General features: G+C 61.8%; 29 protein-coding genes and 1 pseudogene. 17 read left to right on the top strand and 13 right to left on the bottom strand.

All coding sequences use genetic code 11. From position 1 onward, the window contains the following. Positions 1 to 69: 69 nt before the first annotated feature. The 7 genes from E5S69_RS08690 (at position 70) to E5S69_RS08660 (ending at position 6,199) form a co-directional block, all read left to right on the top strand. The gene (locus E5S69_RS08690) at positions 70 to 498 is read left to right on the top strand and encodes a hypothetical protein (RefSeq protein ID WP_058698184.1); all 429 of its coding nucleotides are present in this window, start codon (positions 70 to 72) and stop codon (positions 496 to 498) included. 3 nt (positions 499 to 501) lie between these two features. Further along, positions 502 to 1,302, top strand: a complete 801-nt coding sequence (locus E5S69_RS08685; protein ID WP_058698183.1) for a hypothetical protein — start codon at positions 502 to 504, stop codon at positions 1,300 to 1,302. Positions 1,303 to 1,314: 12 nt separating this feature from the next. After that, positions 1,315 to 1,884, top strand: a complete 570-nt coding sequence (locus E5S69_RS08680) for a single-stranded DNA-binding protein (RefSeq protein WP_058698182.1) — start codon at positions 1,315 to 1,317, stop codon at positions 1,882 to 1,884. Positions 1,885 to 2,096: 212 nt separating this feature from the next. Then, positions 2,097 to 3,173, top strand: coding sequence for a primase-helicase zinc-binding domain-containing protein (locus E5S69_RS08675; protein WP_058698181.1), 1,077 nt, complete (start codon positions 2,097 to 2,099; stop codon positions 3,171 to 3,173). 103 nt (positions 3,174 to 3,276) lie between these two features. Beyond that, the gene (locus tag E5S69_RS08670; RefSeq protein ID WP_058698180.1) at positions 3,277 to 3,486 is read left to right on the top strand and encodes a hypothetical protein; all 210 of its coding nucleotides are present in this window, start codon (positions 3,277 to 3,279) and stop codon (positions 3,484 to 3,486) included. Between the two features lie 153 nt (positions 3,487 to 3,639). Beyond that, the gene (locus tag E5S69_RS08665) at positions 3,640 to 4,863 is read left to right on the top strand and encodes an ISL3 family transposase (protein ID WP_116318649.1); all 1,224 of its coding nucleotides are present in this window, start codon (positions 3,640 to 3,642) and stop codon (positions 4,861 to 4,863) included. A 1,000-nt stretch (positions 4,864 to 5,863) separates the two neighbouring features. Further along, positions 5,864 to 6,199 (top strand): hypothetical protein, encoded by a 336-nt coding sequence (locus E5S69_RS08660; RefSeq protein ID WP_176844252.1) that lies wholly within the window; start codon positions 5,864 to 5,866, stop codon positions 6,197 to 6,199. A gap of 8 nt (positions 6,200 to 6,207) precedes the next feature. Here the strand turns inward: E5S69_RS08660 and E5S69_RS08655 are convergent, their stop codons facing one another. From E5S69_RS08655 to E5S69_RS08645, 3 genes are all read right to left on the bottom strand, one after another. Further along, the gene (locus tag E5S69_RS08655; protein WP_058698177.1) at positions 6,208 to 8,280 is read right to left on the bottom strand and encodes a recombinase family protein; all 2,073 of its coding nucleotides are present in this window, start codon (positions 8,278 to 8,280) and stop codon (positions 6,208 to 6,210) included. A 136-nt stretch (positions 8,281 to 8,416) separates the two neighbouring features. Continuing rightward, on the bottom strand, positions 8,417 to 8,749 hold the full coding sequence (locus tag E5S69_RS08650) for a DUF6788 family protein (RefSeq protein WP_058698176.1): 333 nt from the start codon (positions 8,747 to 8,749) through the stop codon (positions 8,417 to 8,419). A gap of 52 nt (positions 8,750 to 8,801) precedes the next feature. Next, positions 8,802 to 9,089 (bottom strand): DUF5372 family protein, encoded by a 288-nt coding sequence (locus tag E5S69_RS08645; RefSeq protein WP_058698175.1) that lies wholly within the window; start codon positions 9,087 to 9,089, stop codon positions 8,802 to 8,804. A gap of 17 nt (positions 9,090 to 9,106) precedes the next feature. Here E5S69_RS08645 and ltrA point away from each other — a divergent pair, with 17 nt between their 5' ends. Then, positions 9,107 to 10,141 carry a group II intron reverse transcriptase/maturase gene (gene ltrA, locus E5S69_RS08640; protein ID WP_081050307.1) on the top strand — a complete coding sequence of 345 codons (1,035 nt, stop codon included), beginning with the start codon at positions 9,107 to 9,109 and terminating at the stop codon, positions 10,139 to 10,141. A gap of 83 nt (positions 10,142 to 10,224) precedes the next feature. Here ltrA and E5S69_RS32600 read toward each other — a convergent pair whose 3' ends face one another. From E5S69_RS32600 to E5S69_RS08630, 3 genes are all read right to left on the bottom strand, one after another. Continuing rightward, complete coding sequence (locus E5S69_RS32600; RefSeq protein ID WP_256333827.1) at positions 10,225 to 10,350, bottom strand: hypothetical protein; 126 nt, start codon at positions 10,348 to 10,350, stop codon at positions 10,225 to 10,227. A 90-nt stretch (positions 10,351 to 10,440) separates the two neighbouring features. Next, on the bottom strand, positions 10,441 to 10,923 hold the full coding sequence (locus E5S69_RS08635) for a hypothetical protein (protein WP_143010732.1): 483 nt from the start codon (positions 10,921 to 10,923) through the stop codon (positions 10,441 to 10,443). Positions 10,924 to 10,934: 11 nt separating this feature from the next. Continuing rightward, a complete protein-coding gene (locus E5S69_RS08630; protein WP_058698174.1) occupies positions 10,935 to 11,936 on the bottom strand; it encodes a PRTRC system protein D in 1,002 nt (333 codons plus the stop codon). Positions 11,937 to 13,048: 1,112 nt separating this feature from the next. Here E5S69_RS08630 and E5S69_RS08625 point away from each other — a divergent pair. After that, the gene (locus tag E5S69_RS08625) at positions 13,049 to 14,200 is read left to right on the top strand and encodes an integrase domain-containing protein (protein ID WP_058698173.1); all 1,152 of its coding nucleotides are present in this window, start codon (positions 13,049 to 13,051) and stop codon (positions 14,198 to 14,200) included. A gap of 1,128 nt (positions 14,201 to 15,328) precedes the next feature. Here the strand turns inward: E5S69_RS08625 and E5S69_RS08620 are convergent. The 7 genes and pseudogenes from E5S69_RS08620 to E5S69_RS08590 form a co-directional block, all read right to left on the bottom strand. Further along, a complete protein-coding gene (locus tag E5S69_RS08620; protein ID WP_158577659.1) occupies positions 15,329 to 15,481 on the bottom strand; it encodes a hypothetical protein in 153 nt (50 codons plus the stop codon). A 52-nt stretch (positions 15,482 to 15,533) separates the two neighbouring features. Continuing rightward, positions 15,534 to 16,124 carry a hypothetical protein gene (locus E5S69_RS08615; protein WP_058698171.1) on the bottom strand — a complete coding sequence of 197 codons (591 nt, stop codon included), beginning with the start codon at positions 16,122 to 16,124 and terminating at the stop codon, positions 15,534 to 15,536. Positions 16,125 to 16,178: 54 nt separating this feature from the next. Continuing rightward, positions 16,179 to 16,451 (bottom strand): hypothetical protein, encoded by a 273-nt coding sequence (locus tag E5S69_RS08610; protein ID WP_058698170.1) that lies wholly within the window; start codon positions 16,449 to 16,451, stop codon positions 16,179 to 16,181. A gap of 485 nt (positions 16,452 to 16,936) precedes the next feature. Then, positions 16,937 to 17,050 (bottom strand): annotated as a pseudogene (locus E5S69_RS08605) (DUF5131 family protein); the annotation flags it as partial. Positions 17,051 to 17,643: 593 nt separating this feature from the next. Further along, positions 17,644 to 18,087, bottom strand: coding sequence for a DNA translocase FtsK (locus E5S69_RS08600; RefSeq protein ID WP_058698168.1), 444 nt, complete (start codon positions 18,085 to 18,087; stop codon positions 17,644 to 17,646). Then, positions 18,077 to 18,694: a DUF1173 family protein gene (locus tag E5S69_RS32310; RefSeq protein WP_081050304.1), complete on the bottom strand. Its 618-nt coding sequence runs from the start codon at positions 18,692 to 18,694 to the stop codon at positions 18,077 to 18,079. Before E5S69_RS32310 ends, E5S69_RS08600 begins: the two co-directional genes overlap by 11 nt. Further along, the gene (locus E5S69_RS08590; protein ID WP_058698167.1) at positions 18,694 to 19,143 is read right to left on the bottom strand and encodes a hypothetical protein; all 450 of its coding nucleotides are present in this window, start codon (positions 19,141 to 19,143) and stop codon (positions 18,694 to 18,696) included. Before E5S69_RS08590 ends, E5S69_RS32310 begins: the two co-directional genes overlap by 1 nt. Positions 19,144 to 19,301: 158 nt before the next feature. On the opposite strand from E5S69_RS08590, the gene E5S69_RS08585 reads away from it, so the two are divergent. From E5S69_RS08585 to E5S69_RS08550, 8 genes are all read left to right on the top strand, one after another. Then, on the top strand, positions 19,302 to 19,817 hold the full coding sequence (locus E5S69_RS08585) for a hypothetical protein (protein ID WP_058698166.1): 516 nt from the start codon (positions 19,302 to 19,304) through the stop codon (positions 19,815 to 19,817). 165 nt (positions 19,818 to 19,982) lie between these two features. After that, a complete protein-coding gene (locus tag E5S69_RS08580; RefSeq protein WP_058698165.1) occupies positions 19,983 to 20,192 on the top strand; it encodes a hypothetical protein in 210 nt (69 codons plus the stop codon). An 88-nt stretch (positions 20,193 to 20,280) separates the two neighbouring features. Then, complete coding sequence (locus E5S69_RS08575; protein WP_058698164.1) at positions 20,281 to 20,763, top strand: hypothetical protein; 483 nt, start codon at positions 20,281 to 20,283, stop codon at positions 20,761 to 20,763. A 12-nt stretch (positions 20,764 to 20,775) separates the two neighbouring features. Next, positions 20,776 to 21,561 carry a hypothetical protein gene (locus E5S69_RS08570; protein WP_058698163.1) on the top strand — a complete coding sequence of 262 codons (786 nt, stop codon included), beginning with the start codon at positions 20,776 to 20,778 and terminating at the stop codon, positions 21,559 to 21,561. Between the two features lie 317 nt (positions 21,562 to 21,878). Next, a complete protein-coding gene (locus E5S69_RS08565; protein ID WP_058698162.1) occupies positions 21,879 to 22,115 on the top strand; it encodes a hypothetical protein in 237 nt (78 codons plus the stop codon). Between the two features lie 70 nt (positions 22,116 to 22,185). After that, complete coding sequence (locus tag E5S69_RS08560) at positions 22,186 to 25,290, top strand: DEAD/DEAH box helicase (RefSeq protein WP_058698253.1); 3,105 nt, start codon at positions 22,186 to 22,188, stop codon at positions 25,288 to 25,290. Next, entirely contained in the window at positions 25,287 to 25,532 is a 246-nt protein-coding gene (locus tag E5S69_RS08555; protein WP_058698161.1) for a hypothetical protein, read from the top strand. Before E5S69_RS08560 ends, E5S69_RS08555 begins: the two co-directional genes overlap by 4 nt. 644 nt (positions 25,533 to 26,176) lie before the next feature. Beyond that, on the top strand, positions 26,177 to 26,494 hold the full coding sequence (locus tag E5S69_RS08550; RefSeq protein WP_143010731.1) for a hypothetical protein: 318 nt from the start codon (positions 26,177 to 26,179) through the stop codon (positions 26,492 to 26,494). Positions 26,495 to 26,741: the final 247 nt, after the last annotated feature.

The following is a 26,741-nucleotide window of genomic DNA, read 5'->3' as shown; positions in this document are numbered from 1 at the left end:
TTTCCACCTGTCGCGGGTACCCGTTATCCGCCGGCTGGCGGGTCTCCGGGTGCCTGTCCGGAGACCATCATGGAAACGACAACAGCGGGATGGCAGCTCGACTTCTTCGGTGAGGCGGCCGCCATCGTAGTGCCCCCTCCCAAGCTCGACCCGTTGCCCGACCCTTCTCTCTGGAGCAAGGCGGTGCGCGAGAAAATGGTCGACGCTCTCATCAGCCTCGCCTGCGATAGCCGGCGCGGCGACAACATGCCGGAGTCCCTCATCGACTGTGCCGAGATGCTGCGTGCCCGCATGCGCAATCGGCCTCTCGATCTGGAGGAATACTCGATGACGCTCGGCTGGATCTTTGGCTACTGGAATGGCGCGTTGCCATATAGCTACGTCTGCGCAGTATCCGGGGTCGACCCTGAGACCCTGCAAGACGTGATTCTCAATCATGCCAGGCTGCGTTGCGACCTCGATGTGGTCCGACGTTTGTGCTGTGGCTCCCTTCTTTAGACCATGACTTGGCTCAATCTCATCAAGCGTGTGGCCGGTGTTCTGAGCGCGGAACACAGAGGGTCATCCTCTCCCAGCACGATCCCGGTCGGCACGGGCGCCGCCAACGAGCGGCAGTTCTATGTTCACGGCGTCCCCCATCTGCTTCGGGACGAAGGTGATCGCGTGATCCACTTCGTTGGGGGCTTTCATCATCGGCTGCAAAGCACGCCGTATGGCGACAAGCTGCTGCCGGAGGTGATCCCTCGTTGGAAACAGGTCAGCGTGCATCCAGGCGAAGCGCTGGAGAAGGTCGCGGCTGACGTCATTTTTCAAGCCGAGCGCGAACTCACGCCGGACGTGCCGACAAGTAGTGACGCGCCAGCAGGAGGGCGCCGCTTTCAGCCAACGCGTAGCTTGGATGGCGCCCAGCCATCGCGCAGCAAACGCGAAGACGGCGAGCGGGAAGGGGGCGGAAGCGCCTCCTCTGAAAAGGGTTCCTCTTCCGCCTACACCGTGGGCAAGCTCATCGAGTGGGGCGAAATGGAGTTCCCCAACCGTAAGTCTGGCGGGCCTCGTACCTACACTTCGTTTGCCGTCAAGCTGTACACGAGTGCCGGCGAGAAGACCCTGCAGGGCGAAGGTCTGAAGGACGCTCTCGCAGAAGCCGGTTGCAAGCTGGGTGACCGTGTTGCGGTCAAACGCCTGCGCAAGGAAAAGGTGCCAGCCTTCGATAAGAAGACTGGCGATCCCATTAAGGACCCAAGGACCGGAGAGCAGAAGCTCTGGGACAGGTGGGTCTGGAACATCAATCTCGTTCATTGAATAGGAAGCACCATGGCATCCGTCAACAAAGTCATCCTCCTGGGCAACCTCGGGGCAGATCCTGAAACTCGTTACATGCCCAGTGGCGACGCGGTGACAAACATCCGTATTGCGACCACCGATCGCTACAAGGACAAGCAGTCCGGCGAAATGAAGGAAGCCACCGAATGGCATCGCATTTCGTTCTTCGGCAAGCTGGCAGAAATTGCTGGTCAGTACCTGCGCAAGGGTTCGCCGGTCTACATCGAAGGCCGCATTCGTACGCGCAAGTGGCAGGATCAGTCCGGCCAGGACAAGTACAGTACCGAGATCGTCGCCGATCAAATGCAGATGCTCAGTGGTCGCGCGGGTGTCAACGATGACGACGGCGATGCCGGCGCAGAGCGAGCGGATTCGCAGCAGCGTCGTGGGAGCGAGCAGCGCTCGGCTCCGCCAACGCAACGCTCGGGCGCGGCGCGTCAGCAGCCTGCGCAACCGCCGTCGGGTGGATTCGGCGGATTCGACGACAATGAGATTCCCTTCGCGCGACCTGCAGTGCTCGATGGCATTCCCTTCCGCAACGATGGCGCGCCGATGTACTGACGCGCTCCTCCAAGAAGTGCCTCTTTGAACTAACTGCTACCGGCTTGCCCGGTAGCAGCGGTGCCTTTCTCGGCCGCTCGGCCAAATCCCCATATTCCCCTCAGCTAAACGCAATGCTGAAAAGACCTTCTGGCCTCGGCCGGGATGTCTTTTGAGCAAGCGTTCCTTCGCCTGTCTCAGGCATCGACCAACCCTCCACCTGGAGCCATCCCATGAAAGAACTGAGTGATATCGTAAAAAGCTGGACGCCCGCTCAATGGGACGCTCTGGTGAGGCAGTACGTGCCAGCGGAAGTCCTGACGGACAACTTCTGGCGAGGACGCCCAGGTCCGTGCCCCCTCTGTGGTGGCCATGACCGCTTTACCTATGACAACAAACGCGGCCGCGGCGATTGGGTCTGCCGGAAGTGCAATGCAGGGAATCCGAAAGCCGGCGACGGCCTCGAGCTCGTGCGTTGCTACACCGGCATGACCTACTCGGAACTGTGGCGGGACTTGAATGGCGAGCGGGCTGTGCCGATCGACCCCCCCTTTACGAGGCCAAATTCAGCTCGCCGGGGGAAAGCAGTAGATCCCGCCACCAAGATGCGGCGTATTGCGAAGCAGTGGGAAGCTGCTGCCGGGCTGGTGCCTGGCGATCACGCCATGCGCTATCTTGCTGCCCGGGTTCCTGGCCTGCGCGCGCCGCGGCCAACGGCCTTGCGCCTGGCGGTGCAGGACTATTGGTATGAAGGCCAGCTTGTTGGCCGCTACCCGACCATCGTTGCGCAATTCACACGGCCAGATGGGCGCATGGCCACGGTGCATCGCACGTCGCTCGACCCGCGACAGCCCGCCAAGGCGACGATAATCACTGCGGATGGGGAGATCCTCCCGGCCAAGCGCAATGGTGTGTCTGCGTTGCCGCTGACCGGTGGTGCAGTGCGTCTGATGCAACCGCGCGATGGTGAAGTTGGTGTCGCGGAAGGGCTGGAGAGCGCCTATGCGGCGTACATGCTCTTCGGCGTGCCGGCATGGAATTGCCTCAACCGGGTACTGCTGAGTCAGTTTGTGGTGCCGCCGGACCTGGGCATCCGCACGGTCCACATCTTCGCGGATTTTGACAGGATCGACCCGAAGACCCGAAAGTCCCCAGGCATGGCCGACGCGCTCGCGTTGGAAAAGCGGTTGCGCGCCGAAGGGCTGCACACCGTCATGCATCGACCAAAGGTTCGTGGAACCGACTTCTGCGATCAATGGCGCACCGAGTACCAGTTGCGCCTGATGTCTCAACAGGCTGTTACCGCCTGATCAGTTCGCCACCAGCCGGTGGCGCCTTACCTAACCTCTGCCCTGTGGGTCCTTCCCACAGGGAAGGAGTCCCCCCTTGGCAGGCTCTCCGAGGAGAAAAGCAATGCCGCAAAAGGGTTTCACAGCAATCATCAATAAACTGCATATCCAAGCTATGCGTGCGACCGCCGCTACGGAAGTTCAGGCCGGACAATCGGAAGCGCAATTCTTCGATGTGTACCGCCGAGAGCCGTCCGGTGGCTTCACGTTCCTAGACCGGAAGTTCTCGTTCGATTCCGCCCTCGACTACTGTTTGGCGCCGACTCTTCACTGAGAGGCCATCCCATTCACAAAAAAGCCCAGCAAACTGCTGGGCTTTTTTTTGGTTCTTCGCCGATCTGCGTGACCGTTTAGAAACAAAAAGGGCCAACACGCCCACCACTGTTATCTTGGAGTTGCGACACAACAAGAATCAGGAAGGTGGAGGTTGGCCCCACGCGATTGTATGGCCCAGCTCGGCTGCTGGGAAGGCTATCGCATGCGCGATAGTTGGGAAGAGACCCGCAATGGGCAGCGTATTTGCATCATCCGGCTGGAACCTAAGGGGCGCCGTAGGCGGTGCTGCGATGGCTGTGGTCGGGGCGTTAGCAGTATCCATGATCGGGTAGAGCGGCGCGTGCGGGATCTGCCTGTGTTCGAGATTCCGGTGGAGCTGATCGTGCCGCGACTTCGTCTGGCTTGCCGGCGATGTGGCCCGAAGCTGGAGCGCCTGGACTGGCTCGCGCCCTATGCGCGGGTTACGACGCGGCTTGCGGCCAGCGTAGCGCAACTGTGCAAGGTCATGTCGTTGCGCCATGTCGCGGCCTTCTACCGGTTGGCCTGGACCACGGTCAAGCGCATCGATCTGCGCCATCTTGAGCGGGAATTGGGACCGGTCGATCTGAGCGGGGTCACGGTGATCGCGATGGACGAGTTTGCGATCCAGAAGGGCCATCGCTATGCCACAGTCATCGTCGAGCCGTCGAGCAAGCGGGTACTCTGGGTCGGGCGCGGTCGCTCCCGAGAGGAAATCCGGCCCTTCTTCAAGCTGCTTGGCCCTGAAGGCTGTGCCCGGCTTCGCGCCGCGGTGATGGACATGAATACCGCCTACGACCTGGAAGTGCGGATGCACTGCCCGCAAGCGGAGGTTGTCTATGACCTGTTCCACGTGGTGGCCAAGTACGGTCGTGAGGTCATCGACCGCGTCAGGGTGGATGAGGCTAATCGGCTGCGCGGCGACAAGACCGCTCGTCAGGTGGTGAAGTCTTCTCGTTGGTTACTGCTGCGCAATCGGGAGAACGTCACGCGTGAGGCCGATCAGATCCGGCTTGATGAAATACTGGCTGCCAACCAAGCGCTGATGACCGTCTACGTGCTCAAGGACGATCTCAAGACGCTCTGGACATATCGGCATCCCGGCTACGCCCGGCGCTTCTGGCAAGGGTGGTACGAGCGCGCAATGGCCAGCGGCATCGCACCTCTGTGCCTGTTCGCCAAACGCCTCAAGCCATATTTACCCGGCATCCTGGCTCACAGCCGCTGGCCGTTGGGAACCAATCTGGTGGAAGGCATCAATAACCGGATCAAGGTCATCAAACGGATGGCCTATGGCTTCCGCGATGACCATTACTTCTTCCTGAAGATCCGGGCGGCCTTCCCCGGAAATCGGTGAAGAACCTTTTTTTTTTGGTGCGCCCGGCAGGGCGCACTCACTTGAGGGTGCAAGTCCCTTACACACCCGGCAAGGGGAAGTGTTAGCCAGAGACAAGGGTTTCCCGGGCGACTGGGAGTCTGAAGGAAGTCCGAGGCAAAGCGCTGGCCTGACGAACAGGAAGCGGATGAGGCGTCGTATCGGGGTGAGGTAGCCAAAATTGCCAAAGCCCAGTACTTGCACGGAACGGTGCGGCGTATATCCGACAGGCATAAGCGTGAAGGTGGGTGCGTCATACCCGGGGAGATCTGCACCGCTGCCATGGTGCTACCGACGTCGAGAGGCGTCGGGATGGCGGTGTAGAAGTCAGCAGAGGCCATATTGTGCGCTGAGCAGCGCGTTGTTCGGGAGGGTTCAAGTCCCTCTGACGCTCAGATGAGGGGCGTCATATCCAAAAGCGGGGGTAATGCCTCGCTGGCCGGAGAGAGAAGGCAGGTATGGAGATGCCTAACCGGGCACGAAGGCGAAAGCCGGAGACAGCCAAGGCAGACCTGGAGCCACCTTCCCGTAGGTCTCCGGAGGGCAGGGTGTCCACCGCGAGGTGGAATCCGAAGGGCATGAGGAGAAGTACCGGGCCGTAGTCGATGGGGGCTGCCCCGATGACGAACCGGTCGGCCAAAGGTGGGGCAAGGTCGAGCCCGCAGTATGGGGGCGAAGGCGTTCTCATTCACCCACCGCACCAAGGTGTTTGCGGACGGCACGGTACGGAAGAACAGCGTGTGACCTCAGGAGGACTGGCACAGTCTGCGGGTGGCACCGCGGGAAGTGAGCCTATAAGCGAGGAGCGAAGTGGCGAGCGGTGCTGTGCCAGTAGTCGGACGGCTGAGTAGTACCTGAAGCGTGGCCAAAACCACGTGACCGAGCGATCGGCGACAGAAGTGGGTCGGGGAAGGCAGCCGGCGAAGATGATTGGGAAGAGCCCGGACGACAGTGAGTAAGGACACGGAGGAGGATCAGTTCCATGAGTGAAATACCCGTACATCCGCGCCCGAGGAGACTGTCTGACTGGATCAACCCGATGGAAGCAAGGAAGGTCCACTCATTAATTGACAAGGTTTTTCAACGGAAGAATCTGGAAGTCGCCTGGGAGCGAGTCCGGGCCAACCGGGGCAGTGGCGGTGTCGATGGAATCAGCGTGGCAGACTTTGCCGAACAGGCGGACCAGCATCTGGACCGTCTGCAGGCAGAACTGCGTGCGCGGACCTATCAGCCGCAACCGGTCCGGCAGGTCTCGATCCCGAAAGTCGGCAAACCGGGGGAGTTCCGCAATCTCGGCATACCGACGGTGATCTCATAATGCACCTCTCACAGTTGAGTGTGGGAATGTTGCCCCCGAAGATGCCCTGAAGTGCGCACCCAGTCCCGCAGTTGCTGTTCCTTGACGGGATCCAGCGTGATCCACCATGGGCCCCGCCCGTCGAGCTTACGAGCGTGGACGACTTGGCGCTCAATCCAGTAATACACGACGTGTGGACTGATGCCCAGTCGGTGAGCGAGTTGCTGAACCGTGAGTTCGTCAGGCCGCATGAAGTTGGTCGCCGCAATCCCGTACCGGAAGCGGATCCATTTGACCATGGAGAGCGTGAACGATTTGCCAGTTGAACTGCGCAGGCCTTCCTGATTGAGGTGCGCAGCGATTTGCGGGTCGGACAAATGTTGCGACAGTTTGCGCACGTGCTCGACGGTTGCAGTGGGATAGCGCATCGCGTCGGCGACCGGCTTGGGCAAAGTCACGGTGGTGTCGGTACAGGTGCCGCCCTGCCAACGCACGTGTAGGACCACCTGTCTGGTTGCGGGAAGTTTCTCGACCGTAATGTCCCGGATGAGCAGTCGCAGCATGCGCTTGCGATCCTTCGCCGGGGTCGCCGGAGCACGCCAGAGGCGCGGCAGATTGCGCGCCAGTGCGAGGATCTGGGCCTTCTGTTCGGGTGTGGCAACGCGCGCCTTCTGGCTCTGGAACTGGGCGGCTTCCGTCTTGATCGCTGCGAGGCGAAGCATCGCGTCATTCCAGCGCCGCTCGAGGGTGCCCGTGACCAGACGGTTGGCGGGATCGCATTCCTGATAGCGACGCTCGGCAAGAGCGACTTCATACTCGGCGCGTTCGATGCGCATATGCCACTGACGCATGATGGCCTGATCCCGCTGCTCGAGTTCGTTCAGGGCGGTCACGGCGAGTTCGAGTTCGGCTGGCCGCAGGGCCGCGAGCATCGCTTCGCCGATCGCGTTGTCGAGCAGGTCGCTGCGCACGCTCATGCAATCTCTGGTCGCTAAACCCTGGCGGCGCTGCGCATTGCACAAGTACATTGGGTAGATGCCACCGTTACCCTGGTAGCGCACGGTCAGCGCCCGACCACAGCAGCCACAGATCAGCATCCCCTGAAGCAGCGCCAATCCTTCACGCGCCGGACCGCTGAGCACGGTGCCTTCACCGTTGGTCCGGTTGCCCGCCAGGCGTGCCTGGTTCCGCTCAAACTCCTCCGGGCTGATGTATCCCTCGTGATGGTCGGGTAGATGGACGCGCCAGTCTGCCTTGGGTACCGGCTGCACGCGCTTATGCACCTCCCCCTGTGGCGTGATGCGCTGGCGGTACTGGTACCGTCCAAAGACATAAATGCCCGCATACGAAGGATTCTTGATCAGGCCGATCACGCGCTCATGGCTCAGGCGCCCCCAGATGAGCCGGCCCGCCCAGGCGCCGCCATAGGCGCGCTTCGGAAAGCGCAGGCCATCTTCGGCAAAGCGCTTGACGACCGCGTATGCGCTGCCGGTCTCTCGAAAGAGACGAAACACCAACTGCACGGCGCCGCGCACCTCGTCATCGGGATCCAGGACGATGTGGCCTTCGTCGTCATAGCACAACCCAACCGGGAGCGGAAAGCGCAGCTCACCCTTCTGCGCCTTGTTGAGCTTGCCGCCTTGGAGGCGCCCGCGCAAAAAGTGCAGTTCCGCCTGTGCCATTGTGCCTTTGAGACCGAGCAGCAGGCCGTCGTTGAAGTCGCCTGGGTCGTAACAGCCATCGGCGTCGATTACCAGGGTATGGGTGAGGGCGCACAACTCGAGCAGGCGATGCCAGTCCAGATTCGAGCGCGCCAGGCGCGAGACCTCCAGCGCAAACACGGCGCCCACGTGCCCCATCGAGACATCTGCCACCAGCGTCTTGAAGTCCTCGCGGCCCGTCATCTGCGCGCCTGACTGACCGAGGTCCCGATCCAGGATCCGGATCGACGTTTGTGGCCAGCCCAATGCCAGCGCTTTGTCGCGCAACGCATACTGGCGCTCCGTGCTCTCCTGATGGTGTCGCACCTGGGCCAGCGTCGATTGGCGGATATAGATGTACGCCGGCTTGCTCTGATGTTGGGGGGTGATCTTGGTGTTCATCGACGGCCTCCTCGGTCAACTCCAGCGCGGGCTCTGCGATGAGCCAGGCTTCGAGCATGTTGGCGATGAGTACGCCGGCCGATTGCAGGTCGATGGAGTTGGTGAGCGACAGCGGCGACTGGCTCACCGACGCCCCTTATAGCGCCTCGCGGCGGCGTAATAGTTCGCGATTGATCTCGCAGATCTCCTCGATGATCTCGCGGACCCGGTGATAGTTCGCCAGGTGTTCGGTGACGTCGGCGTAATCGGCCTGTGGCACGTAGTCCATTTGTGGTCGGCGCCCGGGAAAACTCACCGACAAGTAGTACTTGGGGCCATGACCTGGGCCATCGGCGCACTTGCAGCCGGGCTTGCCGCAGCGCTTGTAGCGTTCGATGAGCGAGCCCCGCAAGAGCGTGTCCAACGCCGGCATTTGCTTGAGCAATTGCGCGCGACGCCTGCGTAATGTTGACGACGGAATATCTTCCATTGGCGGACCACGTTAAAAACTGGTCTGATAGTAGGGCAATGAAATGCATTGATCAAGCTCCTTTGGTTGATGACTTCTTGGAGGACGAAGCGGCAAGCTGGTCGATCAACGCGATCAGCTCCAGCAGCATGCCCAGATCGAAGCGAGACACAGGGATCTCGCAATCGTCTTCGACGGCAGGCGCGCCCCAGTCGGTCCATTCGCGGGCAATGCTGAAGCTGCCGCGCTCGACATGACCCAGTAGCAATGTGTCGACGCCTGTCACCCGGCGCGTCTTCAGGACCGGAAAACGCTGGCCCCGGAGCGGATGAAACGGATGGCGGATCTCAGCCCATCCCAAATGCTCGTTGAGCGCTTGTGCAGTTCGCGCTGACCGTCCCCTCTGCGCTCGACAGGTTCGTCCAGCAGGCAGTGTTGCAGGTGCTGCAAAGGCAGTGGGACCCGACGTTCTCGGACTCCAGTTACGGCTTCCGTCCGGGACGCTCGGCGCATCAGGCCGTGGAGCGCGCACAGGGCTACATCCAGGCAGGGCATCGCTGGGTTGTAGACCTCGACCTCGAGAAATTTTTCGATCGCGTGAACCACGATATCCTGATGAGCCGGGTGGCGAAGCGGGTCAGCGACAGGCGCGTCCTGAAGCTGATCCGCTCCTTCCTGACGGCAGGTGTGCTGGAGAACGGGCTGGTTGGTGCAACGGACGAGGGCACGCCCCAGGGCGGTCCGCTGTCACCGTTGTTATCCAATCTGTTGCTCGACGATCTAGACCGCGAGCTTGAGCGACGCGGACTGCGCTTCGTGAGGTACGCAGACGACTGTAACGTCTACGTGCGCAGCGAACGCGCGGGCCAACGGGTGATGGGTGGGCTGAAAGCCTTCCTCACCAGCAAGCTGAAGTTGAAGGTCAACGAGGCGAAGAGCGCGGTCGCCCGGCCACACACTCGGAAGTTTCTGGGCTTCACCTTCTTGGGGCGGGAGCAGGTCAGAAGGCGCATCGCGCCCAAGGCCCTGGCTCGCTTCAAGGATCGGGTCCGGGAACTGACGCAACGCTCGCGCGGGATCAGCGTCGACCAGTTGATCGGCACGCTGAAACGATATCTGACGGGCTGGCGTGGCTACTTTGGTTTCTGTGAAACGCCCAGCGTGCTCAAGCAACTGGATGAATGGACCCGACGCCGCCTACGCTGCTTCTTCTGGACGCAGTGGAAGCGTGGCCGGACCCGATTCCGGGAGCTAGTTGCGCGAGGCGTGGACCGCAACCTTGCCGCACAAACGGCGGGTTCGCCCCACGGTGTCTGGCGCCTAAGCCACAGCCCGGCACTGAACAAGGCGCTGTCGAATCGTTACTTCCGCTCGTTGGGCCTTCCGTCGCTGGGACCATCGCCGATCAACTGATCCGAACCGCCGTGTACGGACCCGTATGCACGGTGGTGTGGGAGGAGGCAGGCCGCGAGGCCTGCCCCTATCCCGATCGAAGATCAGCCGCGCTTTCGGTTTTTGACGCCGTTGTAGACGACCAGGACGGCCTCCAGAAGACACCACCCAATCAGGACAGTGAAGACGAAGCGGTTAATGCCTTGAGTCGTGGACAGGTATTCAAACATGGCTCGGTATCCTCCTGTTTTCTCTGAATGCTATTAGGTTGCCACATGAAGAGGCGGAGTCAAGCGCCGCCGTGCGCCGCAGATTCTCGCTTAGCCGAATCGCGCCATTGCGTCATTGAGCGCACCGAGATCCAGTCCCGCAAGCGGATCAGGACCGTCCGCGGCAGGCTCAGATGCGGGCGCCGGTGTAGCCCGTGGCCGCTCCTGTGCATGGGCTGAGGCAACCTGCGGTCGATCCGCAGCAAGCCGGCCTGCCGCAGCCGGCGACAATGGCAGGATCGCGGCTACTGTAGCGTATGGTGCGGCGGTCTCCCGCTCCCTCGCTCCTGAGGGTTCGGGGTGAGCCAGCAGCGGTGGAGGCGGTACCGGTGCTGCAACGGTCGGCGTCGTTGCAGCAGTGGGAGGACGCAGCAGCGTGTCGGGACCAGCGCTGAGCACAAGCTGCAGCCCCCGTTGCGCGAGCAGTTTAAGCATGAACGCCCGCTCCCGAGCTCCCGGGAACTGCCGCAGATACGCGAGCAGATCAGGAGCCGAGTCGGCGGACAGCGTCACGGTCATCTGGAGCTTGTCCATGGCGGGCGTCCTCAGGCGGCCTTGGCGACTTGCCGTGCGGAACCGATGGTATAGAAGCCGCGAACGTTGGCGAAGCAGGGCGCGTCCATGATGTGGATCACGTTGTGCGGGAAGGCAGCACGAATTGTCGGGGCGTAGAGCTGGGCCCCGCCACCAGTCAGGATGATTGCCCGGATATCGTCGGTGCGGCCGACGCGTGCCTGGATTTCCTTGACCGGCTGATGGGTGACGGCCATGGCCTCTGCCAGGTAGGGCGAAACGTCCAGATCCTGACCGAAAAACACCATTGGCTTGGCGTCGCGGATGGCCTTGTCGATGCGTTCGATGCTGTCGGTGGGATGCCCACGGTCAGCCGAGATGAGGCTTGCCACCTGTTGGTAGATGCGCGCGACGCCTCCAGGCACCCCGCCGCTTCGCGTGTCGTCCATGGTGTAGCCACGCGCCACCACCCAATCGGTTGTGAAGTAGCCGACATCGATCACCAGGTATGCGTTCTCAGGGTCGTACTTCTTGCCGTTTTGCTGGATGTACGTAATCAGCGTGCCCAGCGGCTGCGGCAGCGGGAGCACGCTGTTGATGTGAACGTCGCCCCACCCAAAGTTATGGGTGCCGGTGAAACGGTCCTTGAGGTAGGCAGCGTACTTCAGCGTATTGTGCACCGGCAGGCCCAGGACGAGCCGATCAACTTCCATGGCATTGGCATAGTGCAGCGAGCCGGCGAGCAGGGCAGCGTAGTTGGGTGTCGTTACATAATCCTCAGACAGGGAGCGACCGGTATGGACATGAGCGGCGCTCAGCGAAACATCGGGTCCGACCTCGTATCGCGCACCATCGACCTCCACATTCACTACGTTTCGAGCCCGGAAGATGCCGCCGGTATGCGCGGTGAGAGAGGACGTTGCGGCAATGGGTGCCAGCGAGGGGAACATGTTGGTTGCGATGTCCGAGCCAAGCGGAAAGGCGGACTTGGTGTTGCCGTAGCCAACATCGATTGCGACGGTCGAGATTCTCATTTGTGCTCCTTGGCGATTCATTGAAGTGGATGGCTCCGATGTGTCGAATGTCCTTCGTGTTCCGAGCAAGTGGGACTTTGTACCTCCGAGCCCCATTCACTCGCCTCAGGTCGGTGGGAGCATCTGGGACTTGGTCGGACTTTGTCGGTCTTGCTTTGAGAGCGTCGGATTAGATGGCACATCGACATAGCCCACTCTACCGTCGGAAAATCGAAGTCAAGTCGCCGAAAGCTCGCGATTTTGCAGTGGCAAACGTTGCCGTTTGGCCCATGCCTGGTATATGCTTCGAGCACTTACCGCGTCCCCGACGCATCGACCTCGCCGCCAGTTGCGCGGCAAATCCAGCACGCAAAACCCCGACATTCGGGCCTTGCGATCGCCAGTTGTTCACGCCGGAAATTGAAACGGCATTTTTTTCAATTAAATCAAATGGACCGTGTCGGATAGTGAGGACACCGGACACCGCGATACCAAGCCGATTGGCGGTCTGTTCGTGAAAATAGACCGCAGTGTGGACAATTCCGAAGCCGGACACCGGACAGGTGCTCTGTGGAATTTCCACGAATGCCCGACGCCCTTTCAGCCGCTTGGCTGGGCGCGGATCACGAAGCCCGACACACCGCAGCAGGGATGATCCGGCTTTGGGGCGGGGAGCTGTTTGCGTACCGAACGAGCGGTGGACGCAGGCTTCTGAGCAATATCGACCCGGGGGGCGCTACCGGTACCAGAACGGCGCAACAAGTAATCACTCATCACGGCATCGGCCGGCTGCACCAGGACGAAATCCCTGGCGCCGTCAGGCTGGCATCCATTGATGCACCGGATAGGGTGGCCGCGCAGCGGCGTGCAAGGCGAAGGCCTGCGCCCGCACTGCGGACAGTCACGACGCATTGCTTCCATGCTCAGGGCTGATCGGTTTGGCATCGCTAAAGGACAGGAAGGTAGTGGCAAGACCGGCTGGGTGGGCTGGAAAGCTGGGGGTGGTACCCCGGAGCACCGAGGGGACAAAGCCGGATCGGGGGTCGGCGCTGTCCAGCAGCGAGCTGCGAGGTCCCATGGCGGACACTCGCCCGTGGCCGCACGCGCGAAGCGCAAAAGTTCGAGAACGCCGTATGACTAAGACTATCAACCTGCGCCCCATCATTAACCAATACAACCTGCCGGAGAGATTCAAGGCTGAGTTCGCAGTACTGGCTGCGGAACACTTGCACCTGCCGCATAGCGGGACGCGAGTTAGCGGCAGATCGCTGTCGCAGATGTCACAGCGACAGCGCGTGCAGGCACTTCTCGCCATGTTCGTGGAGCTGCGCAGCATTGGTGGCATGGCCGTAACCTCGCCCTACAGCATTCGGCAGAAGCACATCCGCTGGCTGGTCCAGTATTGGGTGGAGGAGCGCAAGCTGAACGTGGGAACGGTGGAGCTACGCCTCACCCACCTGCGTGCGCTGATGTCATGGATGGGGAAGACCAACGTGGTCGGCCGAATCGAAGACTATGTGCAGCGACCGGCCGGATACGAGCGCAGCTATGTTGCGCGCGAAGACCGTTCGTGGGATGGCAAGGGCATTGATGCGGCGGCGAAGATCGCCGAGATCGCGGTCACGGACGCCCACGTCGCACTGCAGCTCAAGCTGGAAGCTGGCTTTGGCCTGCGAGCAAAGGAAAGCTGGCGATTGCGGCCTGCTTTGGACGTCCTGCCATCGGGAATGCTGCTCGTGCATGACGGCACAAAAGGCGGGCGCGCCCGCCGGGTCCCGATAGAGTTCGGCTGGCAGTACGAGTTGCTCGGGCAAGCGGCAACACTTGCATACGTCACGAATCCGGAGCGAGGCACGCTGATGCCTGCTTCCTTCTCCCAGACTCGGTGGCGCCGACGCTTCTATACCGTTCTGGAGAAGCACGGAATCACCAAAGACGGCGACGGTGTGACGGCGCACGGGCTGCGTCACCAATACCTGCAGCAGATGTATAAGCGGGAGAGCGGCCAGCCGGCGGCTGTGAAGGGGAGCGGGCCAGTTGTTGATGTGGAGGCACACCGCGAAGCGATGCGCAAGGTGGTGGAGGCCGCTGGCCACAGCCGGGCGACCAAAGCGAATGCCTATCTTTCTACCTATTCCACCCAGTTGAGCTTGGGTAAGAAGGAACCCACTCTGAATGAGGTCAAGGCCGCTATCTTGGCCGCCGATGGCAACAAAGCAGTGGCTGCGCGGCAGCTTGGGATTTCAAGGACCAAGCTTTATCGAATTCTCGCGAAGGAGGGCTGAGGCCGGGACTGCTCTTCGGAAGCGGGCTCTTATCCGACGCTGGTCGGCCGGCCTTCCGGCCAGTATCGGCAAACGCTCGATCGCGAAGGTATGAGCATGCTCATACTGTTTTCCCAGAATGCTCGCAGGAGAAGGGTCGCTTTTACCGAAAAGCCGCGTCGCTCCATCGAGCAAAATCTAGCGAGGGCTCGATCCAGCGCTGCCGCGAGCGGCACGTTGCCATTTCTGTTGCGGCAACTGGGGGGTCTTTGAGCTAGCAAAGCTATCTGGACTGGGGCTGGCTGGTTCTTTCCATACTCGTACTCACGGCGGTCCTTGCGATCCCTTTTGCAGGAACTGGTAGCGCCATGGCCTGCACTTGGGTCGTTTCGTCCGGTATCGCTTTGCCTTATCGAACCGCGACAATCGACTGCGTGCAAAGCCAGCGTACGGCCGCAAGAGCTCATCCAACAACCGTGAAGGTCGGTGCGCTGTGGAACGCGAGTTGGGGACGATCGTGCGTAGGCTGCCGCCAGCGCGACCAAGGAGCCGGCCGCGCGGACAAGCTCCTGTACAGCGTCTGGAGCCGGCACCGCCTTTGCCGAGTCGGCGCTGGCCAGCCAGGCGAATGAAACGCGCCCGCGCTGGCCGCTCGCCCGGATGCCGGCATGGGCGGTGGCAAGTCCATCGGGGACATTCGCATCGACTTTGGCAGCGATGGGAAGGGATCCACGCCGGCAAAGTGAACCAGTTCTGCGATGCTCACTACACTGTATGCAGGTGCCGCATCATTGCGCGCGATGTAGGCTGCGGCTGGTGCGCAAAAGTCGGCATTCATCCGCGACGCTGGCGCGCTGCGGGGGCGAATCCGCTTCCCTGATTTCGTCCGGAAGGCCTGCCAGCCTAAAGCTCTCGGCCTGCGACGCCTTGTCGCCAAAGTCGGCGCTGGATGCCAGGTGCCACGGTCGAGCCCAGCGCCACGTCCATAGTCGCGCAAGCTGCCTCGCTCACCGGCAGGCAACCGCTCTTCCTCGTAGAAGTCGCTGTCCCGCGGCAGCGCGCGAGCGGCATCAGCCGCCCCCCGAGTGAGGTGTTCGCAGACCAGAGCGCCGTTCGCGTCTGGGCGGAGTGCATGACCGCATATGCGCATTAGCACAGAATTCGGGTGTGGCTGGCCTTGGTGATGACCGGCTGCTGGCCATGAGCGAATACGTAAGCACAGGCTGGTGCCGGTAAGTCCTTGGCGCCGACCTTGGTCGGTGCGAGGAAGAAGAGGATCGAGAGGGCGGGCGGCCGCAGCATTTGGATTTCCAGATCAAAGTAGCGCTTCCAGCTTGCCGCAGGCCGGGCGAAGTCAAGGTTCGGTGCTATCCGGAAGGCTGTCCACGGCTCGGGCGACGAACTCTTCTAGAATTGGGAACGGCCATTCGTCGTTCTCCTTCGCCTCTTCAGCGATGATCGCAGTCAGGGCGGGTACGTGTTCGAACCGGACCATTGGGGCACCATCGATATAGATAACCTTGGATCGCCGAACAACCTTACGATAGCGGCCGGCATCCTCGATGACGGTCTCCGGCGGCGAGACGTGCTTGAACTGAAAACCCGGCTGCGCCAACGCTGCGGCCATGGCTGCGAATTTCGGCCCGTTCGTTGCCCAATCGGTGGTAGTCGATGCGAGCAGGTTCAGGAAATAGGGGATGTCGGACGAGGTCAGCTCACGCCGGGCGAGCATGGAAATCGTCTGCTGGTCTGCCGGCCGGTGTTCCACCCGGGAGTTCCAGATCGCGCGCAACTGCGCAGAAGCGGTGTCCGTGTCGGTGGATTCCAGGCGGACTGGCGACGTTGAGATACCGCATTCCTCACAGACGACGACAGCCTGCAGACGGCCGGCGATGAAGAGGGGGGCGCCATCGCAGTGGGCGCAGTTGAGCAGGCCGGTTGGCATGGCAAGGTCCGGGTGGAGAAGCCGGAATTATGCCTTGCACCGGCCGGCTGCCCGTTAAGATCGCTCGTCGGGCTGTTCGAATACCGGCTCGTTGATGGCGAGGTATCGCGTCGAAGTGCTGAGCAGGCCGCGGCGCGCCGTGCCCTGGAAGCCCTGCAGCATTTCGCTGTGGTCGCGAAGCGTCCGGCCGATCTGCCAGAACTCGTTGAGCCAGTGACCCTCAGGCCCCATCGAACCGCCGTGGCGGCCGGTTGCGATCGCGCCGCGGATGGCTAGGACGGTCTCAGGCTTCGGGTATTCGGATTGGTCGTTTTCGAACTGCTGCATTGCTACCTTGGTTGATTGGCCCAGTGCAGGGCCGGGTGGAGGTGGAACCCGGCGGCCTCTCGAAACAACTCGGCGGCACGGCGGATATATTGAAGAATCCATTCTGAGACGAGCCTGCGTCGGCCAATACGTCCAGCGCCGAGGCCAGTTCGAACCGTGCCGCGGAACGGTTCGATGACCCGGTCGCCTGGTTCGGTGAGAAAGCGGACAAAGAACTCAGGAATTGCCGTCGGCTGCATGGTGCCATGAAGTGGCAACCCGAGCGCTACGGCTTCCTGCCGTACTGCACCGCTGGCCCCGCTCGAGCACATTTCGCGATAGTCGGCCCGGTGTGGGCTCGCCAAAGGACCGGGGCCGGATTCGGTAGGCGCCATCACCATAGACGGTGGTTCTGCGCTCCCCGCCGGCGTCCATCAGGCGCTGGTGACATGCCGTGTGCGCCTCCAGCACACGCAGGTTGTTGGCGCGGACGCTGGCCGGGTCGTTCGTGAGCCAGAGTACTCGGCATAGCAGTTGTCGCAGCCCGGGCCCACTTTCGGGCACCCCTGCCACGGTTTCCAGCTGTGGTCTGCCCACTCGATACGGGTGTTCTCACTCATGCTGGCACATCCTCGAACATGTCGATGGTACGGCGTGTCGCGTTCGGGCTGGCCGTCCTCGGCGAGCAGTATTTGACCGATATAGGCCGATCCGAGACCACAGTAAGGGTAATCGGTCTCGGTCCAGCCATCTTCGAAGTCCGCAGGAGTCCGATAGGGGCCGACCAGCTCGTAGCGCGGCTCCGCGCAGTCGCCCTCGATGTCCCGGCGCTCACGTTTGGTGGCGACGAGCGCGGCCTCGGCGTCATCGGCTTGAATGACGGCGCGGTAGACGATCTCAGTGTTGTAGAGCGGCATTGGTGAATCCTCCTTGCCTACCAGGCTTTCGTGGATGGTGAATGCTTTAGTGGACCGCCTGAACTATCGTGAACCTAGCGTAGCGCGCGCGACCCGAAGTCACGCAAGGAGTGAACCATGTGGACTTGCACGAAGTGCCGTCTCTCGGTGATGTTTAACACGGCAGACCCACAGCTGGACGAACGCGGCTTCTTTTTCACCTGCCTTGGGTGTGAACATAGAAATCCGCTCGCCCGGGTTGGACCAACGCACAGGGGCGACGATGATCCCCTGTATCTCGCTCAAGTCGTGGATGCCTAAGGCTCACCAGAGTCCAGCGCCGCCCCGCTTGCCCTGAAGCATCGGACCGGGAACTCGAAGAGCGTCGCGCAGGCGCACTGGTCGCCGCAACGAGCCGAGACGGTTGTCTCTTCAGCCAGGCCATAGCGAATGGCAGAGGCCCGAAGGTGGGCCGCGTCGATGCAATCTTCGGTAAGCGCGGCCAACACCTCCTGCGCAAAGCCGTTCAGGCGCGCAAGTTCCGCGCCGATAGGGCCGTGGATGTAGAGGTAAAGGCCGTTCTGCATCTTGCGAACGGCCATCGTTTCGGCGGCCATGCGGGCCAACAGTGCTTCCGCAGCCTCCCAGCCAATGCGCAGATGGCGCTGGATTAGCGCCACCGACGCGGCGCGGTGTTGGTGGACCAGTTCCATTGCCCTATGGAACAATTCTCCATCCATCGCTGCGTGTTCAGCCTGCATGGGTGGCCTCCGAGGCTGTCCCGACAGGGGACGGCAGCCGAACCGCGGAAAGCGGTTGCGCGGGAGCGTTCCATTCGACGAACGGCACGCTGGCGGCGCGGTAGTGCTGGCGCTTTGCCGCCATTCGGGTGACGTACTCCGGGTTGCCAGCCATTCCCAGCACTTCGATTACCACCTCCGGCGATGTGTCGGTCAGCACGAAATCGGGATGAACCGGCGCGTTGACGATGTGCCGGAGCGGTTTGCGGAAGGCGCGCCGCTGTGCCACCAGGTGGTCCGCCATCGCCACCTCGTGCGCCGAGTCGCAAGGCAGAAACTGCGCGTTGGTGAGCATCGCGGCCGCGTCCGCGATCGTCAGGTAGTTCGACTTGGATCGTTCGAACAGCAGGATCGCCACACAACGCTGATCAGGTTGACCCGCCCCCGCGAGCGCCGTGCCATGGGAGCGCCGCCAGCGGGCGAGCAGGAAAATATCTCGGTGGCGCCGTATCACTAGCGTCGGGCGGAGCGTGGAGGTCTTGCCCGCGCCGGCGTAAGCCTTGACCTTGAGGGCGTCGCCGCCCTTCACCGCGTCAACGACGGCGTCCCGCTCGTCGGTCGGGGCCATTAGACCACCTCCAGCGCGGCTTGGCGGTTCACGGATTCCCACGCGCGGCGTCGGATCTCGGCGTGGCCGGCGTCGGCCTCGGCCACCCGGCGTGCCCGGTCACCGCTCAGTTCGTCGACGATGTAGATGAAATTGGTTGCGGTAGTCGGGCCGGGCCAGGACAGCCACTTCGCGCGGATCTGCGCCTTGCCGGCTTCCGGCAACGAAAAGAATCGGGTACGGGCCTTGCGCCACACGCGGGCCTCGAACGCACGCTGGCTCGCTTCGAACCTGTCCGCTTGCCGTTGCCGGCGATCAATCTCTTCGTCGGCTTGGTGCTGCTCCGCGGCGACGTGCTCGGGGAAGAGCGGGTATCGGTCGCGCTCGCGCTGCTGCTTGCGCGCGAAAGCGGCCTGCCGGCGGGCGTTGAACTCGATGGGGGTGTAGCGCCCGAAGCGGGTGAAGCGCATGGTAACGAGGTATCGAATGGTCTATGACCAAGATACCGGCGCCATCGCGAAGTCAAGGCCGCCGGCCGGCGAGATTCGCCAAACACATTCTCAAGGCGCCCGTGGCGGGAGTTGCGCCCGAAAGCTATAGAATTTGGGGTATCTTTTCGGGAAATCCCATGTCATCACCCCAGACCCCCGCCGTTCGCGAGGTTTCCCTCGGCGCGCGGCCCAAGAGCGAACGCGAGTTCATCCCGCCCGGCGACCCGCAATACGCGGAAATCGCGATGCTTGATGCCTTCACGTTCAAGCGCTATCTCGACCGGACGTTCTGGTACCCGAGGCGGGAAGTGCTGCGCTTCGAGGTTCGGGCGATGCCGTCGCCGACCGGCAGCATCTACGACGTCGTGGCGCTGGTCGCGTCGGGGGAGGGCGAGGCGTGGTTTTCTGAGGCCGCAGTGCCCGCACGATGGGACTATGTCGCCATCAGCGAAACCAGTCACGGCCTGTCGAAGATGCAGACCGCCAAGCTGAAGGCAGAGGGCAAGCTGCCCGCTGACTATGAGCCGTTCGGGGACGATGGGCCGGTGCTGGATCACTCCAACCTGGAGAACCCGGAAGAGGTTGACCTGCGCCGGTGGGATGTGGTGAACCGCGTGCGCGAGGCAAGCCGGCAGCGACGCGCGACAGGTTGAGCCGCAGCTGGGGGGACTTGTCCCCGAGCGACGATTCGCAGTAATATCCGCCCGATTCTTCGCGCTTTCAGCGCATCGACCCTGCCGGTGTACCGGCCATCTTTTTTTTCCACCCATTGGGGCTTTGCCCAATGGGGAAGGCTCCATTCTTTTTTGGAGCCTTGCATGGTTGTCTCCTCCCGTATCAGCGCTCTGGCTGTCTTTGCGACGGTCATCAACCTGTTCGCGGTCCTGTATTTTCTTATCTTCACCGCCGACGATCGCCTTGCGATGATGCAAGTGCACTTCGTTGCCGAAATCGAGTTTCTGGTCCTGATCAGTTGGCTTCTTGCGAAGCTGTCGATTGCGGAGCAGAAGCCTTCCATTGCAGGCTGACCCATCGCGGGCGCCTGCCAATCCATCCACTACCCACCGGGGAAACGTCCCCGGTGGGGCGTTTCTCCAACTCGCTTGAGGAAACGCTATGTTCATCCACTCTCTTTCCATCGAAGTCGGGCCGGTGCCTGCCGATGAATCCTGCGCGCAGGTCGGGCACCCCGACTATGAGGCGAAATCTCGCCTGGAATGCGCGGTCTACATCCGTCAGCTGAAGCGGGTCTTTGGCAATCCGGATCCGCTCACGCTCACGTTTGAGCGCCGCGGATTTGCGCACGACCTCGGCCGTTACCATGAAGTGGTTGCCATCATGACGGCTGCGGGCGCGGATCTATTCGACGAAGCCAAGGTCCCGACGGGCTGGGATGCGATAGCGCGCGCGGAGCTCACATGGCTGCGCCTACAAGCACGGTGGCGCGAGCAGGTCGTTGCCGGAGCTGTCGACATGACGGAAGTGCCGGCCGTGTTCTGCAGCACCACGATTCCGGATTTCCCTGATCACCCGGTTTCGGCCTGGTGGGCGATGGGCTTCTCGCCCTTGCCCGCTGGTCCGGCGATCTCCCTGCACTAATTTGGAGGCCGCATGTACAACGAAATCATTGAGCGCTTCGTCAGGGCCCAGGAGGCGGCATGTGCAGCCTATCGTTCGGCTGCGAGCTTCGAGCGCGAGTGCCTGGCAGGCATCCCCGGGAACAGCCACACTGTGGAGATTCGCTCCGAGTATGGAACGGCCAGGGAGCTTGAAAGCTTCTGCTCTTCGCTTGCCGGCAATGTGGTCAACCGCGCTCGCCGCGAGTTTGCTCCTGCGGGAACACGTCTGGACATCGACGATACCAAAGAGCATGAGCACGCGGGCCTGGACATCGGCAAGGCGCTCAAGGCTGGGAAGATCCCCGACATTGACGGGCTGTGGGCGTCGCTTCATGACCGCTATGGCGGGAGTGGCGGCAAGGAACTGGCCTACCAGCAAGCTGCGCAGCGGATCATCAAAGGCTTCTGGCTCAACCGGCGCAATGAGGTTCAGCGCACCGCGTCAGCGGTGATTCTGCGCATGCGAGTGACTTCGGAAGGCTGCTACGGGCGATCGTGCAGGAAGGTGGGCTACTACAGCTGCCAGACTGCCGCGGATTGCCTGCAGGGCCTCACCGCTTTTGCTGCCAAAGCGGGTCACTCGTCGCTGGCCAGTGGCCTCTCGCGTATCAATGTCCACAACATTGAGTACAACTACCGCGAGAAGCAAAGCCATCCTGGGCTTGACATCGTCTTCTTCAAAGACGGGTGGGAGTTCAAGTTTTCCCACCAGGTGGCCGAGGCGTTGATGCTGTTCATCGGCGAATTTGGCGCTGCGTTCATGGAAGAGACGGCCTGACACGCGATGTAAGCTACCGATGGTGAGACGCGGATTCCCGTCACCGGCCATGCCAAATCTGAGAAGCCATTCGAGCCGGCGATGCACCCGATCTCGATGACTTCCGGGAAACGTCTGCGCCGCATCTATGGGGCCAACGGACACGCCATGGCCGTTCAGTAAACGGCCCAGACACTCCCACGGGCCCTTGGGCTAGCCAGCAGTATGGCAGCCCGGCGCACAGCCACGGCGATGCGGATGCGTTTGGTGGCGATATCGGAACAGGTCGACGGCGCCGAACATCCGATGCGGCAACTGCATTTCGGCTCGCTGGAGCGGTGATAGCCGCCTTCTTCGCGCTGGCAGTGTTTGCGCGCTGCATGAGCCACGCGCCGCTGGCAAGTTGCCTGGCAAGGTGCCACGCAAGCGATCCATTCCAGCCGCAGCAGCGTCAGACCCTCCCTGGCCTCAACAACATCCAGTTAAACGAGTACTGGGAGTTGCGCTTCGCACTTCCGATCGCGGGCACGTTGCTGGCCTTCGTCCAGCAGCAGGCTGGCACCTACCGAGTTTGAATGGCGGATTTCGCATTCGATCCACTACATGCCTCGTCTTTGATGGGGCGTTTTTCTTATGGGACCTATCATGACCAATTGGTACGAGCCCTTACGGGCTATTGTGAGCCTCGGCTCGCAAGCCGAAAAAGTCGCGCACATGGGCGAGTTGCACGCGGCGCGTAAGCGCCATCTTTCGCAGTTCTTCACCCCGGATGTGATCGCCCGCCTGATGTGGGGTGTGGTGGCCGACTGGTTGCCGGATCGGAAGGTGTCCATCCTGGACAATTCTGTCGGGTCCGGCCGTCTGCTGCAGTTTGCAGATCCGGTCAGGTACAGCCTCTTTGGTGTGGACGTGCACAAACCAACGATCGAGATAATTCAACAAGCAATCGAGGCAGCCGGCTTCGACGGCAGCTTTCGGCACGCTGGGATGGAGGATATTCATCCGCGCAGATTCGATATCGCGCTAATAAATCCCCCGTTCTCGATTCATCTGGAGTCGCCACACCTGCAGCCCTACGACTGCACGACATGGGGCCGGTTTGGCCCGCGTACCAGCGCGCTGAGCCATGAGTACGCACTTGCCCAGGCACTCGACGCCTCACAAGTCGTGGTCGCCTTGCTTCCGACCACGTTTGTCGACAAGTTTGCTGATGGGTCGATTCCGCATGGCGAGCCATATAGCGATGCCTCGCGTCGCGTGGTGGGTGCATTCGACCTACCCGCGAACGCGTTTCGTGAGGAAGGCGCCGAAGTGCGCACCTCCATCGCCGTGTTTGCTCGCTACCGCGTGCGGGGAGGCATTCTGCGCCAGCCGGTGCGGGATCTGTCGACACCGTTGCCGAAGCTCCAGCTGGAGTGGGACGAGCGGCGATATGGAGAGCCGAAGCTGGCACACCAGCTGCTGGACGATCACGGTCCCGCTATCACGCGGCCTGTAACCTCGCAGAAACGGGTACGCATCTCGCATGACGGCCGCCGGATCATCCTCGGCTTCGAGTGCGGATTCACCGAGGCGATGGTGCTCAACCATGTGTTGGAACGCCGAATCGTATCGCAGGAAGGTCAGCGGCTACCGAGCGGCTTTTGCTATGCGGGCACGGGTCGGCTGGATCTGGAAACCTACCTCGTGCAGGCAGATCCGATCGCTGCGCTTCGCGAGCTCGTGAGGCTGGTGAAGCGCGCAGGCGGCGAGCCGGAGTTCGCGCCGGGCTTTCTGGAGCATTTGCACCAGCGGCTGCGCCGCAGTGCGCGGCAGGCGCTGCCTCTGCGCCATGCCGTTTGGACAACGGGCGTCGGCGCCGTGAACATGCTCGTTGCGGTCGCGACCAAGACGCATGTGGTCGACACCACCGTCTGGGGAAGCCCGATTATCAAAGCTGGCCAGGCAGTGCAGTTTGCCCGGCAGGCAGATGGTCGATATGAGTACGAGGTGCGCGGGAAGCGCTACGTCGTCTCGTTGGACGAAATCACCACCCGATACAGTGTCGAGAAATCGGCGCAGGCCTGGGAAATCGTCCATGAAGGGCTGCAACGCCGTTATCCGCAACAGGCCAACCAGCTGCGCAAGCGGCTGCTGGCGTTGGGAATCGACAAGTGGTTGGACTGGCAATTCCAGCAGGAAGACCTGGTCGAGCTGCTGATGAAGCCCAACGGCGCAGTAGCGGCATGGGAGCAGGGCTGTGGCAAGTCGCGGCTCGCTGCGGCACTGATCCTGCTGTCCGGGGTTCGGCATGGCCTGATCGTGGTGGAAGCCAGACTGGTCCCGGAGATGCGCGCGGAACTGGGGCAAATTCTGCCGGCGTCGGATGTTCACGTGATCGAGTCGCCGGAAGACCTGAGTACGCTGGGACGAATCAACCTGATCGCCTACGAACGGCTTCGCATGCCGGTATGCCGGAAGGCGTCGCGGCGTGTCACCTATGCCCATCGGCTGCGCCGGCGTATCAGTCTGCTGGTGGCAGACGAGGGCGAGCGGTTGTCGAACCCGACCAGTGACCAGAGCCGCGCGCTATGGCAGCTGTCGGCCAGACGCCGCTATATCCTGACAGGCAGCCCGATCGCCAACTATCCGCGTGACATCTTCGGACTGATCGCGTTCACGGGTGGCGACGGCACTGCGGCCCAGCCGTACGGCTACCGGCGCGGCTACCTCGAGGCGAACTGGCTGGCCACGGCGCAGCATGCCGAACGAGGTATCGACCGCTTCCGCAGTGATTTTGTGGTGCTGGAGTGGGTGACCTGGGAATTTGCGGAGAGCCTGCAGGACGGGGCGAAGCGCGAAGTGCCGAAGATTGGCAATCTCCCGCGGTATCGCCAGATGCTGGCGCCGCACGTGAAGCGTCGCTTGGTCTGCGAGCCCGACGTGTCGCGGTACATCCAGATCGAGCCACCAGCTGTGGAGGTGGTCGAGACGGACTGGGATCCTGCTCACCTGTCGCTCTACCTGCGTACGGCGGACGAGTTTGCCGAATGGTACCGGGACGTCCGCAAGGATGGCCGGCCGAACAATCTGATTGCCATTCTTGCCAGGATCCGTGCGGTGCATTTCGCCGCCAACTACCCGCAGCACGGGGTAGACGGTGTCGGCGGGCTGGCGCAGCTCACCAGCAAGCAACGCGCCGTGGTTAAACGGCTGGTGGCAATTGCCGCCGAAGGGAAGCAGGCCATCCTGTTTGCCGAGAACCCGGGGGTTATCGACCTCATCGCCAGTCAGCTGAAGGCGAAGGGGGTGGAGACCGTGCCGTTCCATGGTGGCATTCCGATTGCGAAGCGCGTGGCCGACAAGGACAAGCGGTTCGTCGGCGGCAACGCCACAGGGCTTCTTTGTACCAAGGCGTCCGGCCGGGCTGGCTACAACCTGCCCAATGCTGACTACGTCCTCTTCTATGATCGTTCGTGGACGTGGCGCATCGAGTATCAGGCGATGCGGCGCGCGCTGCGGTGGAACCGGAAAGGGCAGTTAAAGGTGGTGTATTTCCATCTGCCGGGAAGCGTCGATTGCTATCAGGACCAGATGGTGGCGCACAAACGGGACGCCATGGAGGCTGGTCTGGACTGGGCGACGCCGGAACTCGAAGACGAGGCGTTCCTGCACATGGACACGCTGTTAGACCATTTTGTTGAAGATCTCGCCAAGCTGCACGGCCGCAAGGTCCGGGATCAACGCGAGCTGCTTAAGGAGGCGGCATGAAGACTGACGACTGCAGGATCGCCATTGGCGATGGCTTGGCGACGATCAAGTGCCGCGGCACCCGCGGTACCACCGTGGCAAGGATCCTGGGTACCGTCGAGGCAGACGGGATGGAGGTGATCTGCCTGGATCGGCTGGTGCATGGCATTTTTGAATCGGAGCTGGACGGCTGGCAAGTTGCCGGCGCGGTCACCACGCTGCTGTCGCGGCCCATCGGCCCGCGGCATGGCGTGCACCACTAATCGAATCGCCTGGTCGCGCGCGGCCGGGCTTTCGCTCGTACCTGACTCGACCGAGTCAATATCAGGCGAAAGACGAAAGAAATTGGCGAGCGTTTGGGCGACAGCGAAAGCTGTTCGCCCCATGCTGGTTTCGGCAGCCCCCGCTACGGAAACCCTCTCGCACTTGCTCCCAGCCCTCCCTTCCAGAGGGCATTTTTTTTTGAACAACCGCAGGAGCCAATCCGTTGCTACGATCATCAGGTCGGGTGGGCTAGCGTGGGCCTATTGATCCGGAGGGCTGACTTCGGATACTCTCTTACCACTTTCCGCGTCCCAGACGCATCGATCCGGCACCGCAAGGTGCCAGCTTCTGCAGTACGGTGGCCGCCGGGCCAGTCCATCCATTCCATCCCGCCGGGAACCACGTTCCCGGTGCGGCAACGGGTTCCCCATTCCTCTTCGGAGAACCCCAATGCTATACCCAACTGCTGTCGCCCTTCGCAAGATCCGTACGGCTCGCAGTCCGCGCACGTACTTTGTCCGGTTGAAATGGCTGAAATCACCGAGTCCATCCGGGCTTCCGGTGTCTACCAACCCATCCTACTTCGCCCTATCAACGGACGATGCGTTCGATTTCAAGCTCGTCGCTGGAGAGCAGCGCTACCGTGACGTCGCTCTCCGCTGAATTACGATTGGGAATCACAATGAAAAAATTGCCGGTTAACGACTACTTGACGCTTTCCGCCTTCCACCTATCGGAAGAGACTTTTTGCTGCTTTGGACAAGAGCCCGTTTTGGCTAACAACTTTGCGAGCTATTTTGTGGAGGTCATCAACGTCTACGCACCTTCTGCTAGACACTATGCAATACCAGAGGACCTGGAGAAGGTAATGCAATACGCGATGTCACTTGGCATCACGTTGCTGCATTTCGATGTCACGGCCGACGAGATAGAGGTTTTGCCGCGGTATGAGTGGTCGTAGCCGTTTCACGCCATGGTAAGAATTGAGGTGCCAATGCATGTTCGTGCTGTAAGGCGCAGAAGCCATGTAGGCGCGGCAAGCGGCCGCCAGCTGTCACCAAAACTTTTACGTTTTCCTCAAGGCCGCCTTCCATACGAACCTGGTCTGTGCCTGGTTGTTATTCGCCGCCACGTGGCAGCAACCATTTTGCGGGATCTTGCTACGCAAGCCAATATTGGCTATCCTCACATCACTTTCCGCGTCCCAG

It is taken from the genome of Cupriavidus necator, from assembly GCF_013141915.1.
GTDB lineage: Bacteria > Pseudomonadota > Gammaproteobacteria > Burkholderiales > Burkholderiaceae > Cupriavidus > Cupriavidus necator_B.
This window is presented reverse-complemented; position numbering and strand designations above follow the sequence as displayed.